This is a genomic window from Actinomycetes bacterium, assembly GCA_036000965.1.
Lineage (GTDB): Bacteria > Actinomycetota > CALGFH01 > CALGFH01 > CALGFH01 > DASYUT01.
In genome coordinates, this window is the sequence record DASYUT010000265.1 from 1 (window position 1) to 22,024 (window position 22,024).

Here is a 22,024-nt window from a genome sequence, read left to right on the forward strand (position 1 = left end):
CGACTCGAGCGCCTTGGCGGCGACGCCTTCGCCCTCGTGGATCAACCCGAGCAGGATGTGCTCGGTGCCGATGTAGTTGTGGTTGAGGAGTCGAGCCTCCTCCTGGGCGAGCACGACCACGCGTCTCGCCCGGTCGGTGAAGCGCTCAAACATGGCCAAACCCCCAGGGATACGGCGGCAGCGGTACCTTGCCGCCAATCGACTATAGCACTGGGCCTCGGGCATCCCGACGGTCGGTCTGCCCCAGCTGGACGTGCTCTGTCGATCGGGTCAACGCACCGGCGTCACCATCTGTTCCCGTATCGTCCCTGATTCATCGGCGCCCGGCCGGCCCACTTGATCGACGACCGGTGCTGTCGGGGTGTTCGCACGAGACGGGCCAACGGTTGCCCTGCGTCACAGCTCCTCGGGCCTGAGCTGCGGGAACAGCACGGCCTCGCGGATCGAGGAGAGGTCGCCGAGCAGCATGACCACCCGGTCCACCCCGATGCCGAGCCCGGCGTTGGGGGGCAGCCCGAGCTCCAGGGCGCGCAGGTAGGCCTCGTCGATCACCATGGCGTCCTCGTCGCCCCCGGCCTTGGCCAGCGCCTGCCGCTCCATGCGCCTGCGCTGCTCGTCGGGGTCGGTCAGCTCCGAGAAGGCGTTGGCGTACTCGTGGCCGAGGATGACCAGCTCGAAGCGCTCGGTCACGAACGGGTCGTCGCGGTGGGGGTGGGCGAGCGGCGACACCTCGACCGGGTAGTCGGTCACGAAGGTCGGCTCCACGATGCGGTGCTCGGCGTGCTTCTCGTACAGCTCCAGCACGAGCTTGCCCGTGCCCCAGCCGGGCTGGTAGGCCACGCCGTGGCGGTCGCACACGGCCCGCACCTTGTCGAGCGGCAGGTCGTAGGCGAGGTCGGGCTCGCCGATCGCGTCGCGGGTCACGTCGAGCAGCGTCACCTCCCGCCACTCGGCGTCGAGGTCGATCGTCCTGCCCTGGGAGGTGACGGCCCGGGTGCCGAGGGCGGCGTCGGCCGCCTCGCGGATGACCCCCCGGGCGAGCCGCATCATGTCGCGGTAGTCGGCGAACGCCTCGTTGGACTCGAGCATGGTGAACTCGGGGTTGTGGCGCGCGTCGATGCCCTCGTTGCGGAACATCCGGTTCAGCTCGAACACCCGGTCCACCCCACCGACGAGCAGGCGCTTGAGGTACAGCTCTCCGGCCACCCGCAGGTACAAGTCGGTGTCCAGGGCGTTGTGGTAGGTGACGAACGGGCGTGCCAGGGCCCCGCCTGGCAGCGGCTGCAGGATCGGGGTCTCCACCTCGACGTAGTCGCGCGCCAGCATCGACTCGCGCATGGCCTGCACCACCCGCGCGCGCAGGCGCATGGCGGTCCTGGCCGCCGGGTTCACGGTCAGGTCGACCTCCCGCTGCCGCGAGCGCACCTCGACGTCGGTGAGGCCCTTCCACTTGTCGGGCAGGGGGCGGAGCGACTTGGCGAGCAGGAACACCTCGGTCGCCTGGACCGACAGCTCGCCCCTGCGGGTGCGGACCACCGGCCCCTCGACGCCCACCCAGTCGCCCACGTCGAGGTCGGTCACGAGCCCGAACTGGTCGGTGCCGAGGGACCCGACGGTGAGCATGACCTGAAGCTCGTCGTCGCCCTGGCGCAGCGTCCAGAACGCCAGCTTGCCGAAGTCCCGCTTGAGCACGACCCGCCCCGCGACCCGGACCACGTCGGCGGACTCCTCCCCGGCCGCCAGCCCGTCCCAGCCACGGGCCACCTCGGCCAGGGTGTGGCTGCGGGCGAACCCGGCCGGGTAGGCGTCGACCCCGGCCGCGCGGAGCCGGGCGAGCTTGTCGCGCCGCGCCCGCTCGACCGCGGAGCGGTCGTCGTCGCCGTCTGCCGGCTGGGGCGTCGCGGGTGGCTCGGGCACGGCACTCCTTTCCGTCGGGCCCGTCGGGACATGAGCCGATCGGATCCGATGCTACTGGAATGCGCCAGCGGGATTCGGAGCCCGAGCGCGCCAGCGAGACTCGCGGCCCCGAGCGCGGCAGCGAGACTCGCGGCAGCGAGGTTCGGAGCCCGAGCGCGGCAGCGACGGCCGGATCAGGGTGAAGTACGTACGCACATCTTCGGGTTTGCGCCATCGCACCGCGGCATACCATATGACCATGACGGTGCGGGCGGGACGGAGGACGGGCCACCTCCCCCAGGACTGAACCTCCCGAACGGTTCTTCGGTCAGTCACGACCTCCCGCCCCACCGGTTTCCATGGTCCAGGTCTGGTCGTTCCATCCCCGCTGTTCGAGATCCCGCGGAGCTTGGTCGGTGTGGGGGAACTCGCTCTGCGTGGCGTGCCATGACCGTAGTCCTCGTTCGATGTGGGGGGAGCTCGCTCTGGCGGCGACTGTCGCCCTTGGTCTGCGCGCAGCGGCGTGTCCTGACCGTAGTCCTCGTTCGATGTGGGGGGAGCTCGCTCCCCCCACGGCCCCCCAAGAGCGCCTGTGCCATGGTTCGGGGGGATCCCGAAGGGCGCCTGTGCGTGGCCGGGCGGATCCCGCCGCCGCCACGGCCCCCCAACAGCGCCTGCGCCGTCGTGCCGGGGGCGCCGCGGGTGCACCAGGACACGCTCCCCCCACGGACCCCCATGCCTGTGCGGGTGGCCTGCCCTGCCGGGTGAATCCTCAGCGTGGGCGGGCACGGACCAGGGCGGCCATCGAGGCGAGCAGCAGAAGGGCGCCGAGCACCTGCCCGGCCGTGCCGAGCCCGAGCGCTCGCCCGTAGATGACGAAGACGAGCGCGGCGAACACGCCCAGGCTGGCCAGCCCGCCCACGCGCGAGCGGCGGCGGGCGCGGCTGAAGTCGGTCCTGCCCCGCCGGCCGAGGAAGCCGTCGAGGGCGCCCCTGGGCTCGTCCTCGTCGGCCAGGTAGAGCCAGACCTCGCCCGGTCCCTCGTCGACCAGGAGCAGCCAGCCCGGGCCGGGGGGCGGCCCGGAGGCCAGCTCGAGGATACGGTCGGCCCGCTCACCCATGGCAGGGACGCGCATGGCCCGGTCCCGGCCGGGTGTGGCCGCGACCACGACCCGGACCGGCAGCACGCCGCCCTCCCCCACCGCGACCCCGGCCGCCTCGGCAGCCCGGTCGAACACCGGGGCGTGCTCGGCGAGCCGGCGCCAGACCGCGACCCCCTCACGGCGGACCAGCCCCTCCTGCCCGGTGGGCGGCCCGAGCACGACGGCCTCGATCCCGAACGCGCGGAACGCGCGCGGGGAGAGCGGCCGCCCCTCGATGCGGTCGGAACGCACCGGCCTAGCCATCGCCGCCGCGGGCTCGCTCCCCGCGGACGGCGGATCCGGCCTCGGCGTTGCGGTCGAAGATGAGCCGCAGCCCGTGCAACGTCAGCCAGGGGTCGTGGTGCTGGATGGTCTCGCAGGCGTCGAGCACCGCGCCGGCCAGCCCACCGGTGGCCACCACCGTGGCCTGGCCGCCGAGCTCGGCCACGGTGCGCCGCACCAGCCCGTCGACCTGGCCGGCGAACCCGAACACGATGCCGGCCTGCAGGCTTTCGACGGTGTTCTTGCCCACCACCGACCGGGGCACGGCCAGCTCGACCCGCCGGAGCTGCGCGGTATGCTCGGCCAGGGCGTTCATCGACACCTGGATGCCGGGGGCGATGGCGTTGCCGAGCAGCTCGCCCCGGGCCGAGATCGCGTCGACCGTGGTGGCGGTGCCGAAGTCGACGACCACGGTGGGGCCGCCGTACAGGGCGAAGGCCGCGACCGCGTTCACGACCCGGTCGGCGCCGACCTCCCTGGGGTTGTCGGTCATGATCGAGAGCCCGGTGCGCACGCCCGGCTCGATCAGCAGCGGCTCGAACGGGCAGTAGCGCCGGACCATCTCGCGCAGCGCCTGGGTGAGCCTGGGCACCACCGAGGAGACCGCCACCCCGGACAGCGACCCCGGGAACTCGAGCCCGTGGTGGGCCAGGAAGCCGCTCAGCATGAGCGCGTGCTCGTCGGCGCTGCGCTCGGCCATGGTGGCCGCGCGCCAGTGCTGGACCAGCTTCTCCCCGTCGAGCACCCCGATGGTGATCTCGGTGTTGCCGACGTCGATGGCAAGCAGCACGCTCGTCCCTCCGGTCCGACGCTGCCGCGCGGGCCATGTTGGCCGCTTGCCCGACGGGCGGCAACCAGGTCGCGTCTGGCGGACCCACCCGATCATGGCACAGGCGCTCTTGGGGGGTCGTGGAACCTCGCGGGATCCGCCGGACCACGGCACAGGCGCGCCAGGCCGCCTGGACTACATCACGAGGTTGTCGATCAGGCGGGTGGGGCCGACCCGGGCGGCGACCGCGAGCACCTGGCCGGCCGCGGCCACAGCGGCCGGCTCGAAGGTGTCCCGGTCGACCAGGGCGACGTACTGCACCTCGACCCCTGGCGCCTGGTCGAGCAACTCGCGCGCTGCCTTCTCGACCGCCGTGGGCTCATGAACACCCGTGCGCCAGGCGGACCGGCCGGCCAGGAGCGCCCGGTACAGCACCGGCGCGGTGCGGCGCTCCTCCGGCGACAGGTAGGCGTTGCGCGACGACATGGCCAGGCCGTCGGGCTCGCGCACGGTCGGGCAGGCGACGATCTGGTGCGGGAAGGCCAGGTCGGCCACCATGCGCCGCACGACCGCGAGCTGCTGGGCGTCCTTCTCCCCGAAGTAGGCCCGGGCCGGCCCGACCAGGTGCAGGAGCTTGGCCACCACGGTGGCCACCCCGTCGAGGTGGCCGGGGCGCAGGGCGCCCTCCAGCCGGTCGGCCAGGGCGCCCACGCACAGCCGGACCGCGGGCGGGGAAGGCCACATCTCCTGCTCGTCCGGGGTAAACACCAGGTCGACGCCTGACGCCTCGCACGCAGCCAGGTCGGCGTCCAGGCTCCGCGGGTACCTGGCCAGGTCCTCGGCCGGGCCGAACTGCAGCGGGTTGACGAAGATCGACCCGGCCACGACGTCGTTCTCCGTCCCCGCGATGGCGAAGTTGGCCCGGTGGCCGGCATGCAACGCGCCCATGGTGGGCTGCAACCCGACCCTCGCGCCCGCTGCCCTGGCCGCGGCCAGGGCAGCAGCAAGCTCAGCGCTGGTTGTGACCACGCGCACGCCTGGCCACCCTCCGGAGCAGCTCGAGCCGCTCCCGCGACTCCTCGTTGTCGCCGTGGCCGTCGCCCTCGCCCCGCAGGGCGGCCTCGACCCGGCGCCGGGCCTCAGGGTCCAGGCGGCCGGCGGCGGCAGCCCGGTCGGCGACCAGCCGGGCGACGGCGGCGTAGACGTTGATGACCTTCTGCTTGCGGGCCAGCGACTCGGTGTGCATGGCGACCGTACGGCCGTCCCCGCGCACCCAGGGGCCGGACATGCCGGCCTGGCCGGTGGCCAGGGCCGAGTCCACGCCCGCGTGGATCAGGCCCGAGAGCAGCGCGGCCGGGTCGATCACCCCGCCCGCCCGGAGGATGTCGGCCGCGGTCGCGGCCAGCGCGGCCGTGCCGTTGGCGGCCAGCACGAGCGCGGCGTGGTAGCGGACGCGGCCCGACTCGGGCACGTCCATCGGGCGGCCGCCGAGCGCCATCACCACCTCGCGCCCGACCGGGTCCCCGGTGACACCCCAGACCGTGCCCGGCAGGCGGCCGATGGTTCCCTCCAGGTCGTCGTTGAAGATCTGGACCGGGTGGCAGGCGACGATGCGGGCCCCGGCGGCGGCCGCCGGGGCGAGCAGCGCCGGGCCGTCCACGCCGGCGGTGTGCATCACGAGCTGCCCCTCGGCGAACGCCCCCTCGGCGGCCAGCGAGGTGACCAGGGCGGGCAGCTCGTCGTCCTGCACGGCCAGGATCACCAGCCGCGCCCCGTCGGCCGCCTCGTGGGCCGAGGCCGCGGCCAGCCCGAGGTCCTTGGCCCGCTCGCGCCCGCGGTCCGAACGGACCCCGACGGTGACGTCGACGCCGATCCGGCGGAGGAAGGTGCCGAGGGCGAGGCCGACGCGTCCTGCGCCGATCACGGCGGCCGGCGAGAGCTGCACGGGTGCTGCGTCTGCCACGGGTTCCCCGATCCGAGCTAGAAGGACTACGTAGTATATCCATGCAATGCAGGACGAAGGGGCCGCCGCCGCCCGACGATATGGACGGTGTGGGCGCTCGAGCGATACGGCTCCCGGTCTGCCACCCGGCGCTCGAGCTCCAGCATCGCGGCAGCGCTGTCCGCCCGCACCTGGCCAGCGACGGCGCGGTCCGGTTCCTCGTCCCGGACCTCGGCGAACACGCCCACGCCGAACAGCCCGGCCAGGTCGAACCCGGCCTGGTCGAGCCAGGGACGCAGCTCGGCCGCGGTGTAGGCGCGCCGGGCGCCCGGCCCAGGCGACTCGCTCCTCGCCCCCCGGTAGGCGGCGCTCACCTCGGCCGCCTCCAAAGGGTCGTCGAGCAGGCGCAGGGCACCGGTGTAGTCGCCCCGACGGCCCGCCCGCAGGGCCAGCCAGTCCCGGTTCGGGAACGCCAGCGAGAGCATCCCGCCCTCGCGGAGCACCACAGCCAGGGCGCCCAGCAGCTCGGCCGGCTCGTCCACGCCGGCCAGGACGTCGTGGCAGAGCACGGCGTCGTGGCCGGCCGCGCCGAGCAGACCGGCCACCTCGGCCGCGTCCCCCTGGACGGTGGCCAGCCGGGCGCTCGCCTCGTTGCCCGCCGCCGCCGCCCGCTGCAGGCAGGTCGCCAGCATCGCCGCGCTGGTGTCGACCACCGTCACCTGGTAGCCGAGGCTGGCAAGGGGCACCGCGAGCTGCCCGGTGCCGCCCCCGGCGTCGACCACCCGGGCCGGAGGCGGCGGGAGGGCCGCCCGCACCTGGCCCATCAGCAGCTCGAACCGCACCCGGCCGCGTCCGGTCATCTACGCCTCCAGCTCGCCGACGGGCACGACGCCGGAGATCGGCCCGAGGCGGGCCAGGGCGTCGAGCGCCGTCTCACCGTCGGGGAACCGGGCGTACGGGTCGGCGTCGACCAGGGGCACGAGCACGAAGGCGCGCTCCCGGGCCCGGGGGTGGGGCACCGTCAGCTCCGGCGAGTCGACCGGCGGCCCGTCGTACAGGAGCAGGTCGAGATCGAGGGTACGGGGGCCCCACCGTTCGCTCCGCACCCGCCCGAGCCCGGTCTCGGTGGCGAGCAGGAGGTCGAGCAGCTCCCTCGGGCTCCGGTCGGTCTCCAGCACCGCCACCGCGTTCAGGTACGGGTCCTGCTCGGGCCCGCCCACCGGCACCGTCTCGAACACGCGGGAGACCGCCATCACGTGGGTGTGGCGGTCGGCGTCGAGCACCCGCACCGCGGTGTCGAGCGTGGCCAGCCGGTCGCCCAGGTTCGAGCCGAGCCCGACGTGGGCCCGTGTCATCGGCGCTCCTCCCTCCCACGTGGCCTCCGGGCAGCGCCCGCCGGGGCGCTCGGGCGCTCCTCCCTCCCACGTGGCCTCCGGGCGGCGCCCGCCGGGGTCACCGGACCGCCTCCGGGGCCGGGGTGCGGGCGCGGACCACCTCGACGGCCACCTCGGCGTCGACCGGCAGCGGGGCGTGCGGCTTGGTGACCCGCACACGCACCTCGTGGACGCGCTCGTCGGCCAAGACCAGCCCGGCCACGTCCTCGGCCACCGCCTCGATCAGCCGGCGGGGCCGGCCGGCGACCAGCTCGGCGACCCGTCCCGCGAGGTCGCCGTAGTGGACGGTCTGCCCGAGGTCGTCGGACCGCCCCGCGCCGGCCAGGTCGACGGCCAGCTCGAGGTCGATTACGAAGACCTGGCCGAGCTGGGTCTCGTGGGGCAGGCAGCCGTGGCGGCCGAACACGCGCAGGCCCCTGAGCACGATCCGGTCGGAGGGAGGCGGGACCGGCGCTCCCCCACTGGCGCTTCCGGCCGGTGTCATGGCGGCAGCACCGGGGAGCCGTGGTGGTGGACCATGCGCCAGGTGTCGTCGACCCGCCGGAACACGTTGGTCGCAAGCACCTTGGCCCCCTCCATCTCCTCCTTGGCCTGGGAGCCGGAGAGGATGTTCTCGGCACACGTCACCCAGGCCAGCTCGTGGTCGACCTGGACGTGCACGTCGGTGAGGAAGAACTGGATGTAGCCCGAGTTGGCGAAGATCGCCATCAGCGACCGGCTCACCTGGGGCCAGCCGACCATCACGTCCCAGCCGGGATGGATGCAGCGGACGTGGTCGTCCTGCTGCCAGCAGGTGGCCATCCGGTCGATGTCGAGCGCCTCGAACGCCTCGTAGAACGCCTCGTTGGCGGCGATCACGGCGGCCTCGTCGGCGGCGGACGCGGGGCTCACCGCGCCCACTCCGGCACGGCCCCGGCGGCGGACGCAGGGGTCACCGGGCCCACTCCCGCGCGACCCCGGCGGCGGAGGCAAGGGTCACCGGGCCCACTCCCGCGCGACCCCGGCGGCGGCACCGGCCCCTGCCATGAGCGCCTCGGTCATGCGCACCGTGCGGACGATCTGGCGCACGTCGTGCACGCGCACGATGCGGGCGCCCCGCTCCACCGACCACACCACGGTGGCGGCCGTGCCCTCGACGCGCTGGTCCATGGCGGCGCCGCCGAGGGCCCGGCCGATGAACCCCTTGCGGCTGGTGCCCACGAGCACCGGGTGCCCGAGCCGGGTGAGAAGCGGCAGCCCGGCGAGCAGCGCGTAGTTGTGCTCGTCGCGCTTGCCGAAGCCGATGCCGGGGTCGACCACGATCGCGTCGCGGGCCACGCCGGCCGCCTCGGCCGCCGCGCACCGCTCGGCCAGGAACGCCTCGACCTCGGCGACCACGTCGACGTAGGACGGGTCGTCCTGCATGGTGGCGGGGGTGCCTTGCATGTGCATGAGCACGACCGGAGCGCTCGCCTCGGCGGCGACCCCGAGCAGGTCGGGGTCGTCGCGCCCCGCGCTCACGTCGTTGACCAGGCTGGCCCCGCAGTCCAGGGCGGCCCGGGCGACCGCGGCCTTGCGGGTGTCGACCGAGATCGGCACGTCGGTGAGGGCGGCCAGGCGCTCGACCACGGGCAGGACCCGGGCCAGCTCGACCGGCAGGTCGACGTAGGCGGCGCCCGGGCGGGTCGACTCGCCGCCGACGTCGAGCAGGTCGGCACCTTCGGCGGCCAGCGCGAGGGCGTGGGCCACGGCCGCGTCCGTGCCGGCGTGGGCGCCCCCCTCCGAGAACGAGTCCGGGGTCACGTTCACCACGCCCATGACCAGGCAGCGGGTGGAGGTGGGCAGCACCCGGTCGCCCGCGCGCAGGTCGTGCGGGGCCTCGTGCGCGATCGGCAAGGACGGACCTCCCGGGATTGGCGGCCCGGCCATGATATCCGGGGGGGCGGGGCTCCGGACCGGGGCGGGCACCGCCCCGCGAGGGTGAGGCCAGCCGGGTGGGGCCAGCCGGGTCACGCCAGGCGGGCGAGGCCAGCCGGGTGGGGCCAGCCGGGTCACGCCAGGCGGGCGAGGCCAGCCGGGTGGGGCCAGCCGGGTCACGCCAGCCGGGTCACGCCGATCAGGTTCATGGCCTCCATCCGGGTCGAGAGGCTGTCCCGGAAGACCCCCCTGACCGCCGAGGTGACGGTGACCGCCCCCGGCTTGCGGACCCCTCGCATGCTCATGCACAGGTGCTCGGCCTCGATCACCACCAGCGCCCCCCGCGGCTTGAGGTGGCTGCAGAGCTGGTCGGCGATCTGCCCGGTGAGCCGCTCCTGCACCTGCGGCTTCCTGGCCAGCCCGTCCACCAGCCGTGCCAGCTTGGACAGCCCGGTGATCTGCCCCTCGGTGTTCGGAATATACGCAACATGCGCTTTCCCGATGAATGGGGCCAAATGATGTTCGCACATGCTGAACATCGGGATGTCGCGGACCATGACCATCTCGTCGTGGTCCTCCTCGAAGACCACCTTGAGGGCATCGGCCGGGTGGGTGCGCAGGCCGACCGTCATCTCCTCCCACATGCGGGCGACCCGGGCGGGCGTGTCCAGCAGGCCGTCGCGGCCCAGGTCCTCACCGATGCCCTCGAGGATGAGGCGGACGCCTCGCTCGACCTTGTCGAAGTCGAAGCGGCCCCGGGAGCCGGCCAGGTTGGCCGCCTCCTCGGTGAGCGAGCCGATCTCGCCGTGGCCATCGGTGTCGGTCATGCCAGCCATCCCCTCGCCAACGGAAGCACGGGCCCGGGGATCCCGAGCCCGTGCTTCACGCTACGCCCGTTCTACTGCGCCCGATCCTACGATCCACACCGGCCATGGCGCAGGCGCTGTTGGGGGGCCGTGGGGGGAGCGAGCTCTCCCCACATCGACAGAGGGCTCCGCGTCACCATTGCCATCGCTGAGCCATGTCCTAGTCCGCCGCTGACGAGTCCTGGGCGCGGGCGATGCCGGCCTCGTCGCGGGGGCGGCCGCCGTTCGAGCCGACGTGGCCGGGAGGCGGCGCCATGATCCCGCGGGGCGGCCGCTTGACGACCGGGGCGAGGATCGTGGCCAGCTCCTCCTTGCCGATGGTCTCCTTCTCCATCAGCGCCTCGACCATGGCGTCGGCCACGTCGCGGTAGGTGGTCAGGACCTGCTCGGCCTCCAGGTGGGCCTCGTCGATCAGCCGGCGGATCTCCTTGTCGATCTCGAAGGCGACCTGCTCGGAGTAGTCCTGCTGGTGGCCGAAGTCGCGGCCCAGGAAGACGTTCTCCTGCTTGGTGCCGAGAACCAGCGAGCCGAGCCGGTCGCTCATGCCGTACTCGCAGACCATCTTGCGAGCGACCTGGGTGGCCCGTTCGATGTCGTTGGAGGCGCCGGTGGTCGGGTCGAGGAACCACAGCTCCTCGGCGACCCGGCCGCCGAGGAGCATGGCCAGCTCGTCGATCATCTCGCTCCGGGTGACCAGGAACTTGTCCTCGACCGGGAGCGCGAGGGTCCAGCCCAGGGCCCGGCCCCGGGAGATGACCGAGACCTTGTGGATCGGGTCGGCGTTGGGCAGCGCGTGACCCACGATGGCATGGCCCGACTCGTGGTAGGCGATCATGCGCTTCTCCTTCTCGGAGATCACGCGGGTCTTGCGCTCGGGCCCGGCGATGACCCGGTCGATGGCCTCCTCGAGCTCCTCGCCGTCGATCTCCTTGCGGCCGTGCCTGGCCGACAGCAACGCGGCCTCGTTGACCACGTTGGCCAGGTCGGCGCCGGTGAAGCCGGGGGTGCGGCGGGCCAGCACCTCGAGTTCGATGTCGAGAGCGATCGGCTTGCCCCGGGCATGGACCTTGAGGATGTCGAGCCGGCCCTTGAGGTCTGGCCGGTCGACGGTGATCTGGCGGTCAAAGCGGCCGGGGCGCAGCAGCGCCGGGTCGAGAATGTCGGGCCGGTTGGTGGCCGCGATCAGGATCACGCCCGACTTCACGTCGAAGCCGTCCATCTCGACCAGGAGCTGGTTCAGGGTCTGCTCGCGCTCGTCGTGACCGCCGCCGAGGCCGGCGCCGCGCTGGCGGCCGACCGCGTCGATCTCGTCCACGAACACGATCGCGGGCGCGTTGGCCTTGGCCTGCTCGAACAGGTCGCGGACGCGGCTGGCGCCGACGCCGACGAACATCTCGACGAAGTCCGAGCCCGAGATGGAGAAGAACGGCACCCCGGCCTCGCCGGCCACGGCCCGGGCGAGCAGGGTCTTGCCGGTTCCCGGCGGGCCGAACAGCAGCACGCCCTTGGGGATCTTGGCGCCCATGGCCTGGAACTTGGCCGGGCTCTCGAGGAACTCCTTGATCTCCTGCAGCTCCTCGACGGCCTCGTCCACCCCGGCCACGTCCTGGAAGGTGATCTTGGGCTGGTCCTTGGTCACCAGGCGCGCCTTGGACTTGCCGAAGCTCATGACCCGGTTGCCGCCACCTTGCATCTGCTGCATCAGGAAGAAGAACAGCAGCAGGATGAGGGCGAAGGGCAGGAGCTGGAGCAGGATCTGGATGAACAGGGACTGGCCCCTGGGGTCGACCTTGGTGGGCACGTTCTGCTTGTCGAGCAAGGCGAACAGGTCCTTGCCCTGCAGCTCGGTGTAGGAGGACTCGAACTTCTTGCCGTCCTTGAAGGTGCCCTTGATCTTCTGGTCCTGGTCCCTGAGGACGGCGTCCTGGACCTGGCCCGCCTCGATCCTCGACACGACGTCGGAGAGCTTGACCTGCTGCACCGGCGGGGCGGCGGTGAAGTACCTGAAGAAGAGGAACACGAGCACGAGGATCAACAGCAGGTACGCCATTGGTCCTCGGAACAGCCGGTTCAGATTGGGCATCGTTGTGCGTGGGGGTTGGAGCTCCTAGACCGTGAGCCGCCGCGGACGCCGGCACACCGAACCCTCGTCCGAACCCCTGCCTCCTTCCGAGCTACGTCGCGGAGAGGTGCGCCGAATCGCAAGCTCCCCGGGCCATAGTGGCACGACCTTCGACATAAAGGAGCCCGGCGATCGCGCCACACCCCGGACAAGGCGCAGCTTTGAGCTGTACGGACTTGCCATCGTAGCATCGGCATCTCGGCCCGGCAACGACCAGCCGCGCGCGTTTGCGCTGGTCAGCGCGGGGATGCCCGGGGTCAGCGGGCGGGTCAGCGGCCTCGGTACACCTCCGGCTTGAGGGTGGCCACAAACGGCAGGTTCCGATACCGCTCGGCGTAGTCGAGCCCGTAGCCCACCACGAACACCGAGGGGATGTCGAAGCCCACGTACTTGACCTCGATGTCGGCCTTCAGCTGCTCGGGCTTGTAGAGCATCGCGCACACCTCGAGGGTGGCCGGCCGGCGGCTCCGCAGGTTCTTCAGGAGGTAGTTCAGGGTCAGGCCGGAGTCGATGATGTCCTCGACGATGAGCACGTCGCGGCCCTGGATCTCGCGGTCGAGGTCCTTGAGGATGCGGACCACCCCGGAGGTCTGGGTCGCCGAGCCGTAGGACGAGACCGCCATGAAGTCGAACTCGTGCGGGACCGTCAGGCAACGGGCCAGGTCGGCCATGAGGATGAAGGCGCCCTTGAGCACCCCGACCAGCAGCACGTCGCGGCCGTGGTAGTCCTTGGAGATCTGCGCTGCCAGGTCCCGGACCTTCCCCTGGACCTGCTCCTCGGTGAGCAGCACCGACTCGATGTCGTCTTCGAACACCCGCCTGCTCCTCGGACGAAGGGCCCTGACCGGGGCCCGATGCTTGACCTGACGGCGCGGCCATGGAGCGCCCGCCGGTCGGGGAACGCAAGCCTACCGGTTGCGTCAACCGCCCGGAACGGCGGGATCCACTGGGTCCCGCTCCGCACCCGGGCCGAGCGCGGGGAGCAGGATAGCGTCGCCCTCGCGCACGGCCCGGCCGCCGCCGGCCCAGGATGCCTCGCGCCCGGAAGGGGCGCCGCGGGCCAGGGCGAGCATGGCGTCGGTTGCGGCCGCGCCAGGGAGCGGCTGGCCGGCCCGCTGGGCGGCGGCCCGCACGACCCGGCGACCCAGGCCCAGCGGCAGCGCGGCAAGCGGACCGCACGGCAGCCGCACCCCGGGCGCCCCGCCGTGCCCCACCCCGCCCGGCTCGTCCGGCGGCACCCCGGGCGCCCCGCCGTGCCCGACCCCGCCCGGCTGCTCCCCAGAGGCCCCGCCGTGCCCCACCCCGCCCGGCTCGTCTGGCGGCACCCCGGCCGGGCCGTGGCCGGTGAGGGCGGCGAGGGCGGCGGCCGTGGCCGTCTCGGCCCAGTCGCGGTCGTCCCTGGCCAGCTCGGCGGTGCGGGCGAGGGCGGCCGTGGCACCGGGCCGGAGCTCCTCGAGCATGGGCAGGACCCGGGCGCGGACCGCGTTGCGGAGGAACCGGGGGTCGTCGTTGCTGGGGTCGACCCGCCAGGCGAGCCGGAGCGCGGCGCAGCAGGCCTGCGTCTCGGCCCTGGCGACCCAGAGCAAGGGCCGGAGCACCCGGCCGGTGCGGACGGCCATGCCGGCCAGCCCGTCCGGACCGGTGCCGCGCACGAGCTGGAGCAAGACCGTCTCGGCCTGGTCGTCCCTGGTGTGGCCGGTGGCCAGCCAGGCGCAGCCTGCCTCGCCGGCGGCGGCGTGCAGGGCTGCGTAGCGGGCGGCCCGGGCGGCGCCCTCGGGCCCGGCCGCCCGGTGCCTGGCCAGCTCGGCTGGGGCCACCGTCACCACCCGGACCGGCAGGCCCAGCTCGGCGGCGTGGCCTGCCACGAACGCCGCGTCAGCGGCCGAGCCGTCCCGCAGCCCGTGGTCGACGGTCACCACGTGCAGGCGCCAGCCGCGCGGCCCGGCCAGGGTGCGCAGGGCATGCAGCAGCGCGAGGGAGTCGGCGCCGCCGGAGACCGCCACCGCGACCGCGTCGCCTGGCGCGGGCGCCCCGGTCGCGGCCAGGGCCCGGGCGGCCCGGTCGGCCACCAGCCGGAGGGCGGCCGGCGCCTGCGCCATCGCTCCCTCGGTTCTAGCCCCGGCGGGCCAGGTAGCGGTCCGGGTTGCGGACCTCGTCCTTGGTTGGGAGCGCCTCGGGCGCCGCGAACACCAGGTTGACCGCATCCATGCCGCCCCGGTCGTAGAGGCTGCGGACGAAGCGCTCGCCGTTGGAGTACTGGTCGAGCTTCTGCCGGAAGCCGAGCACCTGCTGGAAGAAGCGGTCGGCCGGGCTGGCACTGTTGCGGCGGTCGCGCAGGGCCTGGTGCATCTCGTCGTGGCCGGGCACGAGCCTGGCCCCGAGCTGGTCCATCACCCACTCGCCGTGGCCCTCCAGCACGCTCATGGTCGCCTGCATGCGGTCCACGATCTCCCGCTGCTGGGAGGTGAGCAGGAAGTCGAGCAGCTCGATCCGGTCGCCGGCCACCGCCCGGCGGGCCACCGACTGGGCTCGCCGGCCGATGCGCCGCAGCGCCTCGTCGTCGATCTCGACCGAGCCCAGGTACTCGTCGAGCAGGCCCTGGATGTGGCCGGGGAGCCAGGGCACGCCGCGGAACTGCCGCCGGTGGGCGGTCTCGTGCAGGGCGATCCAGAGCCGGAAGTGGGCCGGCCGGAACCCGTACCGCCGCTCGGTGCCCGCGATGTTGGGAACCACGTACCAGACCGTGCCCTCCCCGTCGGTCTCGGGGCCGGGCACCGGCAGGTCGTACTGGCCCAACACGCGCTGCCCCACGTAGCCGAGCAGGGTGCCGGCCTGGGCGCCGGTCAGCGCCCTGGTGCCCGAGCGCATGGCCGACGGCACCGGCCCCTGGTCCTGCCAGGCCTTGCGGGCCGCGACCTTCTCGGCCACCGGGCGGAGCACCCGGCGCAGGGTGGCCAGGTTGGACTCGACCCACTGGCCGCGGTCGAGCGGCACGGCGACCGGCGGGGGCAGCTCGCCTCCGAGGCCGGTGAACTCGGCCACGGCCTGGTCGGCGGTTGTCGAGACGTCGGTGAACTGGCGGGACCAGGCCTCGGGGACCAACAGGGGCTCGCCGCCGGCCACCCGCCGGCCCACGCGGGCGGCCAGGTTCCAGTCGACGATGTCGGGGACGTCGGTCGGGGTCGCGGTCGAGACCACTGGTGCTCCAGGACGGCGAGACGGCGGGCAGCGTCCAGGCTACCCCTCGAAGCCCCGGTCCGTGCCGGTGGCCGGGGTCAGCTGCCGCCCCTGGCCTTCTCGGTGCCGATCGTGACGAAGCTCGAAGCCCCGTCCGCGCCGCCGTCCCCGGGTCAGCGGTTCTCGCGCCGGAAGCTGGGGGCGTAGCGGATGTAGCTGGCGAAGGCGAACAGGGCGAGCAGCACGCCTCCGGCGACCAGGCCGTACCCGGCGTAGTAGATCACGGGCCTGCCCGGCGGCGTCGGCGCGCCGGTGGACGGCGGGGCGACCACGTTGCTGCCGCCCCCGCCGTTGGACGGTGCGGTCGTCGTGGTCCCGGGGCCGCCCTTGCCGACCTGGATGGTCCCGGTCATGCCGAGGGCGTAGTGGATCTCGCAGAAGAACGGGTAGCTGCCCGCCTTGGGGAACTTGACCGTGCAGGAGTCGCCGACCTTCGACATCTGGGCGAGCTGGCACTTCGAGGCGTCGAACCGGTTGTCCTTGGCGGTCGGGGACCTCCCCGACCCGACCGGGTGGGTCGCCCCGCCCGCGACCTTGAAGGTCACCGACTGCCCGGGCTGGATCGTGAGCGTGGAGGGCACCCACTTGTTGTCGGCCGTGCCGTCGATCTCCTTGGCGCCCTGCGCCTGGGCGGACTGGGCGGCGACCGGGCTGGCGGCCAGTGCGAGCAGGACGGCGCCGAGGGCGGCCAGGACGGAGGCGAGCAGGACGAGGCGGGGAAGGCGGCGAAGAACGGTCGACATGGGCCTGCTTGCGCTCCTGTTCAGGTGGCTGGGTCGCGGTACAGCTGCTGGGCCGGGTCGCTGGTACAGCCGCGCGATCCTAGCACCACGGGCCGTCTCGGGGGCAACGGTCTGACCCTGTCGGGCCAGCTCAGAAGGGCTATCAAGGCGACCGGCGGCGGCTCCGATGACTGGGACGACCCGCTGCCACCGTGCCCGCTCGAGGACGGGCGGGGCGCGGCGCGGCCGCTCAACCCGGCGGCGAGCAGCGGGCTTGGAGGTGTCGCGGCGAGCTTGGAGGTGTCGCAGGTGCAGCCCACCAGGGCGCCCGAGGCCGGAGCCGCGCCTCCGGCCGCTCCGGCCGCTCCGGCCGCTCCGCCCGCCGTGGCCGCTCCGGCCGCTCCGCCCGCCGTGGCCGCTCCGCCCGTCCCGGCCGCTCCGCCTGCCGCTTCGCCTGAAGCGTGCAAGGCCCGGCCAGCCAGGAACTGGGTGATCAGCGACCGGTCCGCGGGCGGCCCGCCGCGGCAGTGACCGGCCTGCCGCCAAGGCCGCGGCGGTTCATCGCCATGGTGGTGGTGGCCGGCGCCGTGGCCACCGTCGCGGTCATCTCGACCGCCCCAGGGCGCTGGGACCGCGCCGTCGCCGGCCAGCTCGCCGTCCTGCTCGCCCTCACCGCCGCGTCGGAGCTGGGCGGCCTGCACCTCCGCCACCGGGGCGAGGTCGAGATGCTCACCCTCTACGAGGGCATGGTGGTGGCCAACATCGCCCTCCTGCCTGCCGGGCAGGCGATGGCCGTCTCCCTGGCCGGCTTCCTCGTGGCCCAGGTCGTGCAGGCCCGGCCCCTGGTCAAGGTGGCGTTCAACCTGGGCATGTACGCCACCGCGCTCGGCCCGGCGATCCTCGTCTACCACGCCGCGGCCGACCCCGAGCGCGTGCTCGCCACCCGCAGCCTGGGCGCGATGGCGGCTGCCGTGGCCCTGTTCGCGCTCCTCAACCTGCTGCTCATCAGCCAGCTCCTCGCGACCATCGAGGGTCGCCCGGTCAGGGACGTGGTGCGCGAGTCGTCGAAGACCTCGACCCTGGTCTTCCTGGGCAACTCCTCGGTCGGCCTCATCGCGGTCGCGCTCTGGCTGCACGCGCCGGTCATGCTGCCCTCGGTGCTGCTGCCGGTGGCAACGCTCCACCTCGCCTACCGCTCGGCCGCCCGCGAGACCGAGGAGCGCGACCGCTTCCAGCATCTCTACGAGGTGGGCCAGGCGCTGTCGTCCTCCCTGGTCCTCGACGATGTGCTGCCCGACGTGCTGCCGCGGGTGGCCGAGCTGTTCCGGGTCGGCGAGGCGCGCCTGCTGTTCGCCCAGGGAGCCGACCGGCCGTTCGGCGCGATCTACGGGGCTGGCGGCTTCTGCTTCGGCCCGGCCAGCGACGCCGACCTCGCCGCGCTCCGGCTGCTCGGGGACGCCACCACCCCGGTCATCGGGAGCGGTGGCCGGGCCCCGGCCGGCTGGCGCGAGGTGCTCGCGGCGCCGCTCGTCGCCCAGGGCAGGCACCACGGCATGATCCTGCTCGGCGACCTGGGCGGGCCCAGGCGGCGGCTGGGTGGGATGGCGGCCCGCTTCTCAGGCCGCGACCTGCAGCTGCTGTCCCCGCTGGCGTCGGGGCTGGCGGTCACCCTCAGCAACGCGACCCAGGTGGCCCAGCTCAAGGAGGAGAAGTCCAAGCTCGAGCAGATCCTCGGGCTCTCCTCCGACGGGATCCTGCTGCTCGACGGGAGAGGCCGGGTCCGGCTGTGGAACGAGGCCATGGAGCGGATCACCGGGGTGCCCGGGGACGAGGCGGTCGGGCTGGCCTACAACGAGTGGCTGGCCGGCCCCGACCCGAGCGGCACCCTGGTCACCCTCGAGGACCTCCTGGCCGGCACCGGGCCGGCCAACCCGCGGGCCTCGGCCGAAGTTCGCGTCCAGACAAGGGAGGGCCTGGAGCGGTGGCTGCGCTGCAACCACTCCCTGCTGTTCGAGGGCGGCGCCTGGACCACCGACGTGGTGATCGTCCACGACGTCACCGCGATCCGGCAGACCGAGCGGCTCAAGGCGGACTTCGTGGCCACGGTCTCCCACGAGCTGCGCACCCCGATCACGCCGATCAAGGGCTACGTCGAGCTGCTGCGGTCCAAGGGGCCCAGGCTGGCCGAGGAGAAGCGGCAGGAGATCCTGCGGGTGGTCGCCGAGCGGGCCGAGCACATGGCCCGGCTCATCGAGGACCTGCTGCTGGCGTCGCGCATCTCCTCGGGCCAGCCCGGCTCGGCAACCCCCGGCCTGCAGCTCGAGCGCACCGACCTGGCCGGCGCGGCCAGGAAGGCGGCCGCCGACTGGCTCCGCGAGCCCGCCTCCCGCCTCACCCTCGAGCTGCCAGGCGAGCCGGTGGTGGTCGAGGCCGACCCGATGCGGCTCTCCCAGATCCTCGCCAACCTCCTGTCCAACGCGCACAAGTACTCCCCGGCGGACCAGCCCATCGTGCTCGCGCTGGTGCGGGAGGGCGGCTGGGCGAGGGCGTCCGTGGCCGACCGGGGCCGGGGCATCCCCCGCGACGAGCTCGAGCGGGTCTTCGACAAGTTCCACCGGGTCGAGGACCCGATGACGATGACGACCGGCGGCACCGGCCTCGGGCTCTACATCGCCCGCGAGCTGGCCCGGGCGATGGGCGGGGAGATCCAGGTGGCCAGCGTGCTCCACCACGGCTCGACCTTCACCCTGCGGTTGCCGCTGGCCGAGGGGGCCCGGCCCGAGCCGCCAGCGCACGACCTTGACGCAGCGACTAAGATGCAGCGGTTGCGGACAGGCTGAGGGAGTCCCGTCCCGGACCGCGGAGGCACCCGCTGAGCTGGCAAGATCGCCCTTCCCGGGCGATGGGTGAACGAGGCGTGACCGCGGTCTCCTATGCCTTGATGGTCGCGATCGCCGTGCTGCTGCTCTCCGCCGCGCTCATCTACCTCCAGGGCGGCATCAGGTCGGCCCTGCGGGGCGGCGGCACCTGCGTGGAGCAGCCGAGCGGCGCCGGCTGCCTGCCCAGCCCGGGCGGCGGTGGCCCGGGCCCGCCAGGGCCACCAGGCGGATCGACCACCACGTCCACCCCCACCTCGAGCAGCACGAGCACCAGCACCACCGTTCCCTAGCCTGTTCGACGCCCTGGTCGCCGCCTCCGCCCCAGGCGGGCGACAGCATGCAGACACGCCCTACCCCGACACGCCCTACCCTGACACGCCCTACCCGGGCGTGACGTAGGCCGAGGTGAGCCCGCCGTCGACCAGGAACGTGCTGGCGGTGATGTAGGAGGCGTCGTCGGAGGCGAGGAAGGCCGCGGCGGCGGCGATCTCCTCGGCCTCCGCGAACCGGCCCATCGGCAGGTGCACCAGCCGCCTGGCCGCCTTCTCGGGGTCCTTGGCGAACAGTTCCTGCAGCAGTGGGGTGTTCACCGGCCCGGGGCAGAGGGCGTTCACGCGCACCCCCCGGCGGGCGAACTCGACGCCCAGCTCCCGGGTGAGGGCGAGCACGCCCCCCTTGGAGGCGGTGTAGGAGATCTGCGAGGTGGCGGCGCCCATGACGGCCACGAACGAGGCGGTGTTGATGACCGAGCCCCCGCCCCGCCGCAGCAGGTGGGGGATGCCGTGCTTGCAGCAGAGGAAGACCGCCTTGAGGTTCACGTCCTGCACCCGCTGCCAGGCTTCCAGCGTGGTGTCGAGGATCGAGGCGTCGTCGGCCGGGGAGATCCCGGCGTTGTTGAACAGGACGTCGATGCCGCCGAAGCGCTCGGCGGTCTCGGCGTAGACCCGCTCGACGTCCTCCTGGCTGGTCACGTCGGCGTGGACGTAGAGCCCGTCGACCTCGCCGGCCACCTGCTTGCCGGCGTCGTCGGCCAGGTCGACGACGCACACCCTGGCGCCCTCGGCCGCGAAGCGGAGCGCGCTCTCGCGGCCGATGCCGCTGGCGGCGCCGGTGATGACCGCAACCTTGCCGTGCAGCCGTCCGATCCTTACCAACCCCTTCCAGGTCCAGCTGCGGGGCCAGCGCCCCCGCATTCCCCCCTGTTCGGTGGGGGTTGCGCCCGTCGGGGTCACAGGCGCTCGAAGCCCCGGTAGCGCTCCCAGTCGGTGACCGCGGTGTCGAACGCGTCCAGCTCGACCCGGGCCATGTTGCAGTAGTGGTCGACCACCTCGGGGCCGAACGCCTGCCTGGCCACCTCGCTCTGGGCGAACAGCTCGCGCGCCTCGCGCAGGGTCGCGGGCACGGTCGGCTTGTCCGACTCGTAGGCGTTGCCGACGAACTCGTCCTCGAGCGACATGCCCTTGTCGATGCCGTGGAGGCCGGCGGCGACGATGGCGCTGATGGCGAGGTAGGGGTTGACGTCGCCGCCGGGCACGCGGTTCTCGAGCCGCAGCGAGGGGCCGTGACCGACCAGCCGCAGCGCGCAGGTGCGGTTGTCGCGGCCCCAGGCCACCGCGGTCGGTGCGAAGCTGCCCTTGGCGAACCGCTTGTAGGAGTTCACGTTGGGAGCCAGGAACAGGGTCAGCTCGCGCAGGCAGGCGAGCTGACCGGCCAGGAACTGCTCGCCCAGCTCGGACATGCCGTGACCCCGACCGTCCGGGGCACCCGTCCCGGGTCCCGCACCCGTCCCGGGTTCCCCGGAACCCTCCCCTGCGGCCATGACCGGCTCGTCCGTGGTGCTGCGGACGCTCAGGTGGATGTGGCAGGAGTTGCCCTCGCGCTCGTTGTACTTGGACATGAACGTGAGGCTGCAGCCGTCCTGGGCGGCGATCTCCTTGGCCCCGTTCTTGTAGATGACGTGCCCGTCGGCGGTGGCCAGCGCCTCGGCGAAGCGGAAGGCGATCTCGTGCTGGCCGTAGTTGCACTCCCCCTTGGCCGACTCGACCGTGAGGCCGGCGCCCGCCATCGAGTTGCGGATGCGGCGCAGCAGCGGCTCGATGCGGGCCGTTCCGAGCAGGGAGTAGTCGACGTTGTAGGCGTTGGCCGGCTCGAGGCTGCGGTAGCCCTTGCGCCAGGCGTCCTCGTAGCTGTCGTGGAACACGATGAACTCGAGCTCGGTGCCGACCAGGGCCTGCCAGCCTCGTTCGGCCAGCTCGGCGAGCTGGCGGCGCAGGATCTGGCGCGGGGAGGCGACCACCGGGCTGCCGTCCTCCCACTCGAGGTCGCACATGACCAGCGCGGTCCCCTCGTGCCAGGGGATGCGGCGCAGGGTGGTGAGGTCGGGCCGGAACACGAAGTCGCCGTACCCCTTGTCCCAGGAGCTCATCTCGTAGCCGGCAACCGTGTTCATGTCCACGTCGACGGCGAGCAGGTAGTTGCAGCCCTCGGCGTGGTGCTCGACCACCTCGTCGAGGAAGTGGGTGGCGGCCAGGCGCTTGCCCTGCAGCCGGCCCTGCATGTCGGCGATGGCGATCAGGACGGTGTCGATCCGGCCGGCATCGACCTCGGCCCGCAGCTCCTCGAGGGTCAGGCGCCCCTGCGCCCGGGTCCCGTCTCCCACGGTCTCCTCCCGTTCCAGGTCGCGCCAGGTAGGAACGGATCTTGTTGGCTGGCCAGCCGCGCTGTCAACGGCCGGCGGCCGGTTCGGGGCTTGCGCGAACCACGAGCCGGCGCCGAGGCTCAGGCGGGCAAGCAGGACGAGCAGGCGACCACCCGCGCGGTCCGGGCCGTTCCAGATCGCCCCGCACGGGGATGACCGAGGATACGGGAGGCCGCGGTG

At 73.3% G+C, this 22,024-nt stretch carries 21 protein-coding genes; 2 read left to right on the top strand and 19 right to left on the bottom strand.

What is annotated here, in order from left to right:
- From VG276_23030 to VG276_23110, 17 genes are all read right to left on the bottom strand, one after another.
- The coding region (locus VG276_23030; GenBank protein ID HEV8652183.1) for a Clp protease N-terminal domain-containing protein at positions 1-153 on the bottom strand (153 nt) is incomplete at its 3' end.
- Between the two features lie 243 nt (positions 154-396).
- Complete coding sequence (lysS, locus tag VG276_23035) at positions 397-1,917, bottom strand: lysine--tRNA ligase (protein HEV8652184.1); 1,521 nt, start codon at positions 1,915-1,917, stop codon at positions 397-399.
- 751 nt (positions 1,918-2,668) lie between these two features.
- The gene (locus VG276_23040; protein ID HEV8652185.1) at positions 2,669-3,289 is read right to left on the bottom strand and encodes a hypothetical protein; all 621 of its coding nucleotides are present in this window, start codon (positions 3,287-3,289) and stop codon (positions 2,669-2,671) included.
- 4 nt (positions 3,290-3,293) lie between these two features.
- Positions 3,294-4,109, bottom strand: a complete 816-nt coding sequence (locus VG276_23045; protein HEV8652186.1) for a type III pantothenate kinase — start codon at positions 4,107-4,109, stop codon at positions 3,294-3,296.
- Positions 4,110-4,283: 174 nt separating this feature from the next.
- Positions 4,284-5,123, bottom strand: coding sequence for a pantoate--beta-alanine ligase (gene panC, locus VG276_23050; protein HEV8652187.1), 840 nt, complete (start codon positions 5,121-5,123; stop codon positions 4,284-4,286).
- Positions 5,098-6,051, bottom strand: coding sequence for a DUF2520 domain-containing protein (locus VG276_23055; protein HEV8652188.1), 954 nt, complete (start codon positions 6,049-6,051; stop codon positions 5,098-5,100). Before VG276_23055 ends, panC begins: the two co-directional genes overlap by 26 nt.
- A gap of 26 nt (positions 6,052-6,077) precedes the next feature.
- A complete protein-coding gene (locus VG276_23060; GenBank protein ID HEV8652189.1) occupies positions 6,078-6,890 on the bottom strand; it encodes a methyltransferase domain-containing protein in 813 nt (270 codons plus the stop codon).
- Positions 6,891-7,385, bottom strand: coding sequence for a 2-amino-4-hydroxy-6-hydroxymethyldihydropteridine diphosphokinase (gene folK, locus VG276_23065; GenBank protein ID HEV8652190.1), 495 nt, complete (start codon positions 7,383-7,385; stop codon positions 6,891-6,893). It abuts the gene before it with no gap.
- A gap of 97 nt (positions 7,386-7,482) precedes the next feature.
- Entirely contained in the window at positions 7,483-7,908 is a 426-nt protein-coding gene (folB, locus tag VG276_23070; GenBank protein ID HEV8652191.1) for a dihydroneopterin aldolase, read from the bottom strand.
- The gene (locus VG276_23075; protein HEV8652192.1) at positions 7,905-8,315 is read right to left on the bottom strand and encodes a nuclear transport factor 2 family protein; all 411 of its coding nucleotides are present in this window, start codon (positions 8,313-8,315) and stop codon (positions 7,905-7,907) included. The genes folB and VG276_23075 overlap by 4 nt, the downstream gene beginning before the upstream one ends.
- 84 nt (positions 8,316-8,399) lie before the next feature.
- On the bottom strand, positions 8,400-9,299 hold the full coding sequence (gene folP / locus VG276_23080; GenBank protein HEV8652193.1) for a dihydropteroate synthase: 900 nt from the start codon (positions 9,297-9,299) through the stop codon (positions 8,400-8,402).
- A 197-nt stretch (positions 9,300-9,496) separates the two neighbouring features.
- Positions 9,497-10,147: a GTP cyclohydrolase I FolE gene (folE, locus tag VG276_23085; GenBank protein HEV8652194.1), complete on the bottom strand. Its 651-nt coding sequence runs from the start codon at positions 10,145-10,147 to the stop codon at positions 9,497-9,499.
- Between the two features lie 199 nt (positions 10,148-10,346).
- Positions 10,347-12,236, bottom strand: coding sequence for an ATP-dependent zinc metalloprotease FtsH (gene ftsH / locus VG276_23090; GenBank protein HEV8652195.1), 1,890 nt, complete (start codon positions 12,234-12,236; stop codon positions 10,347-10,349).
- A 341-nt stretch (positions 12,237-12,577) separates the two neighbouring features.
- Entirely contained in the window at positions 12,578-13,123 is a 546-nt protein-coding gene (gene hpt, locus VG276_23095) for a hypoxanthine phosphoribosyltransferase (GenBank protein HEV8652196.1), read from the bottom strand.
- 105 nt (positions 13,124-13,228) lie between these two features.
- Complete coding sequence (gene tilS / locus VG276_23100; protein HEV8652197.1) at positions 13,229-14,407, bottom strand: tRNA lysidine(34) synthetase TilS; 1,179 nt, start codon at positions 14,405-14,407, stop codon at positions 13,229-13,231.
- Positions 14,408-14,420: 13 nt separating this feature from the next.
- Positions 14,421-15,506 carry a zinc-dependent metalloprotease gene (locus VG276_23105; GenBank protein ID HEV8652198.1) on the bottom strand — a complete coding sequence of 362 codons (1,086 nt, stop codon included), beginning with the start codon at positions 15,504-15,506 and terminating at the stop codon, positions 14,421-14,423.
- A gap of 152 nt (positions 15,507-15,658) precedes the next feature.
- On the bottom strand, positions 15,659-16,288 hold the full coding sequence (locus tag VG276_23110; GenBank protein HEV8652199.1) for a plastocyanin/azurin family copper-binding protein: 630 nt from the start codon (positions 16,286-16,288) through the stop codon (positions 15,659-15,661).
- 545 nt (positions 16,289-16,833) lie between these two features.
- Between VG276_23110 and VG276_23115 the strand changes: the two genes are divergently transcribed.
- Positions 16,834-19,107: an ATP-binding protein gene (locus VG276_23115; protein ID HEV8652200.1), complete on the top strand. Its 2,274-nt coding sequence runs from the start codon at positions 16,834-16,836 to the stop codon at positions 19,105-19,107.
- 77 nt (positions 19,108-19,184) lie between these two features.
- Positions 19,185-19,436, top strand: coding sequence for a hypothetical protein (locus VG276_23120; protein HEV8652201.1), 252 nt, complete (start codon positions 19,185-19,187; stop codon positions 19,434-19,436).
- 90 nt (positions 19,437-19,526) lie between these two features.
- On the opposite strand, the gene VG276_23125 is transcribed toward VG276_23120, so the two are convergent.
- A complete protein-coding gene (locus VG276_23125) occupies positions 19,527-20,291 on the bottom strand; it encodes a 3-oxoacyl-ACP reductase (GenBank protein ID HEV8652202.1) in 765 nt (254 codons plus the stop codon).
- Positions 20,292-20,374: 83 nt separating this feature from the next.
- Entirely contained in the window at positions 20,375-21,805 is a 1,431-nt protein-coding gene (locus tag VG276_23130; GenBank protein HEV8652203.1) for a glutamine synthetase family protein, read from the bottom strand.
- Positions 21,806-22,024: the final 219 nt, after the last annotated feature.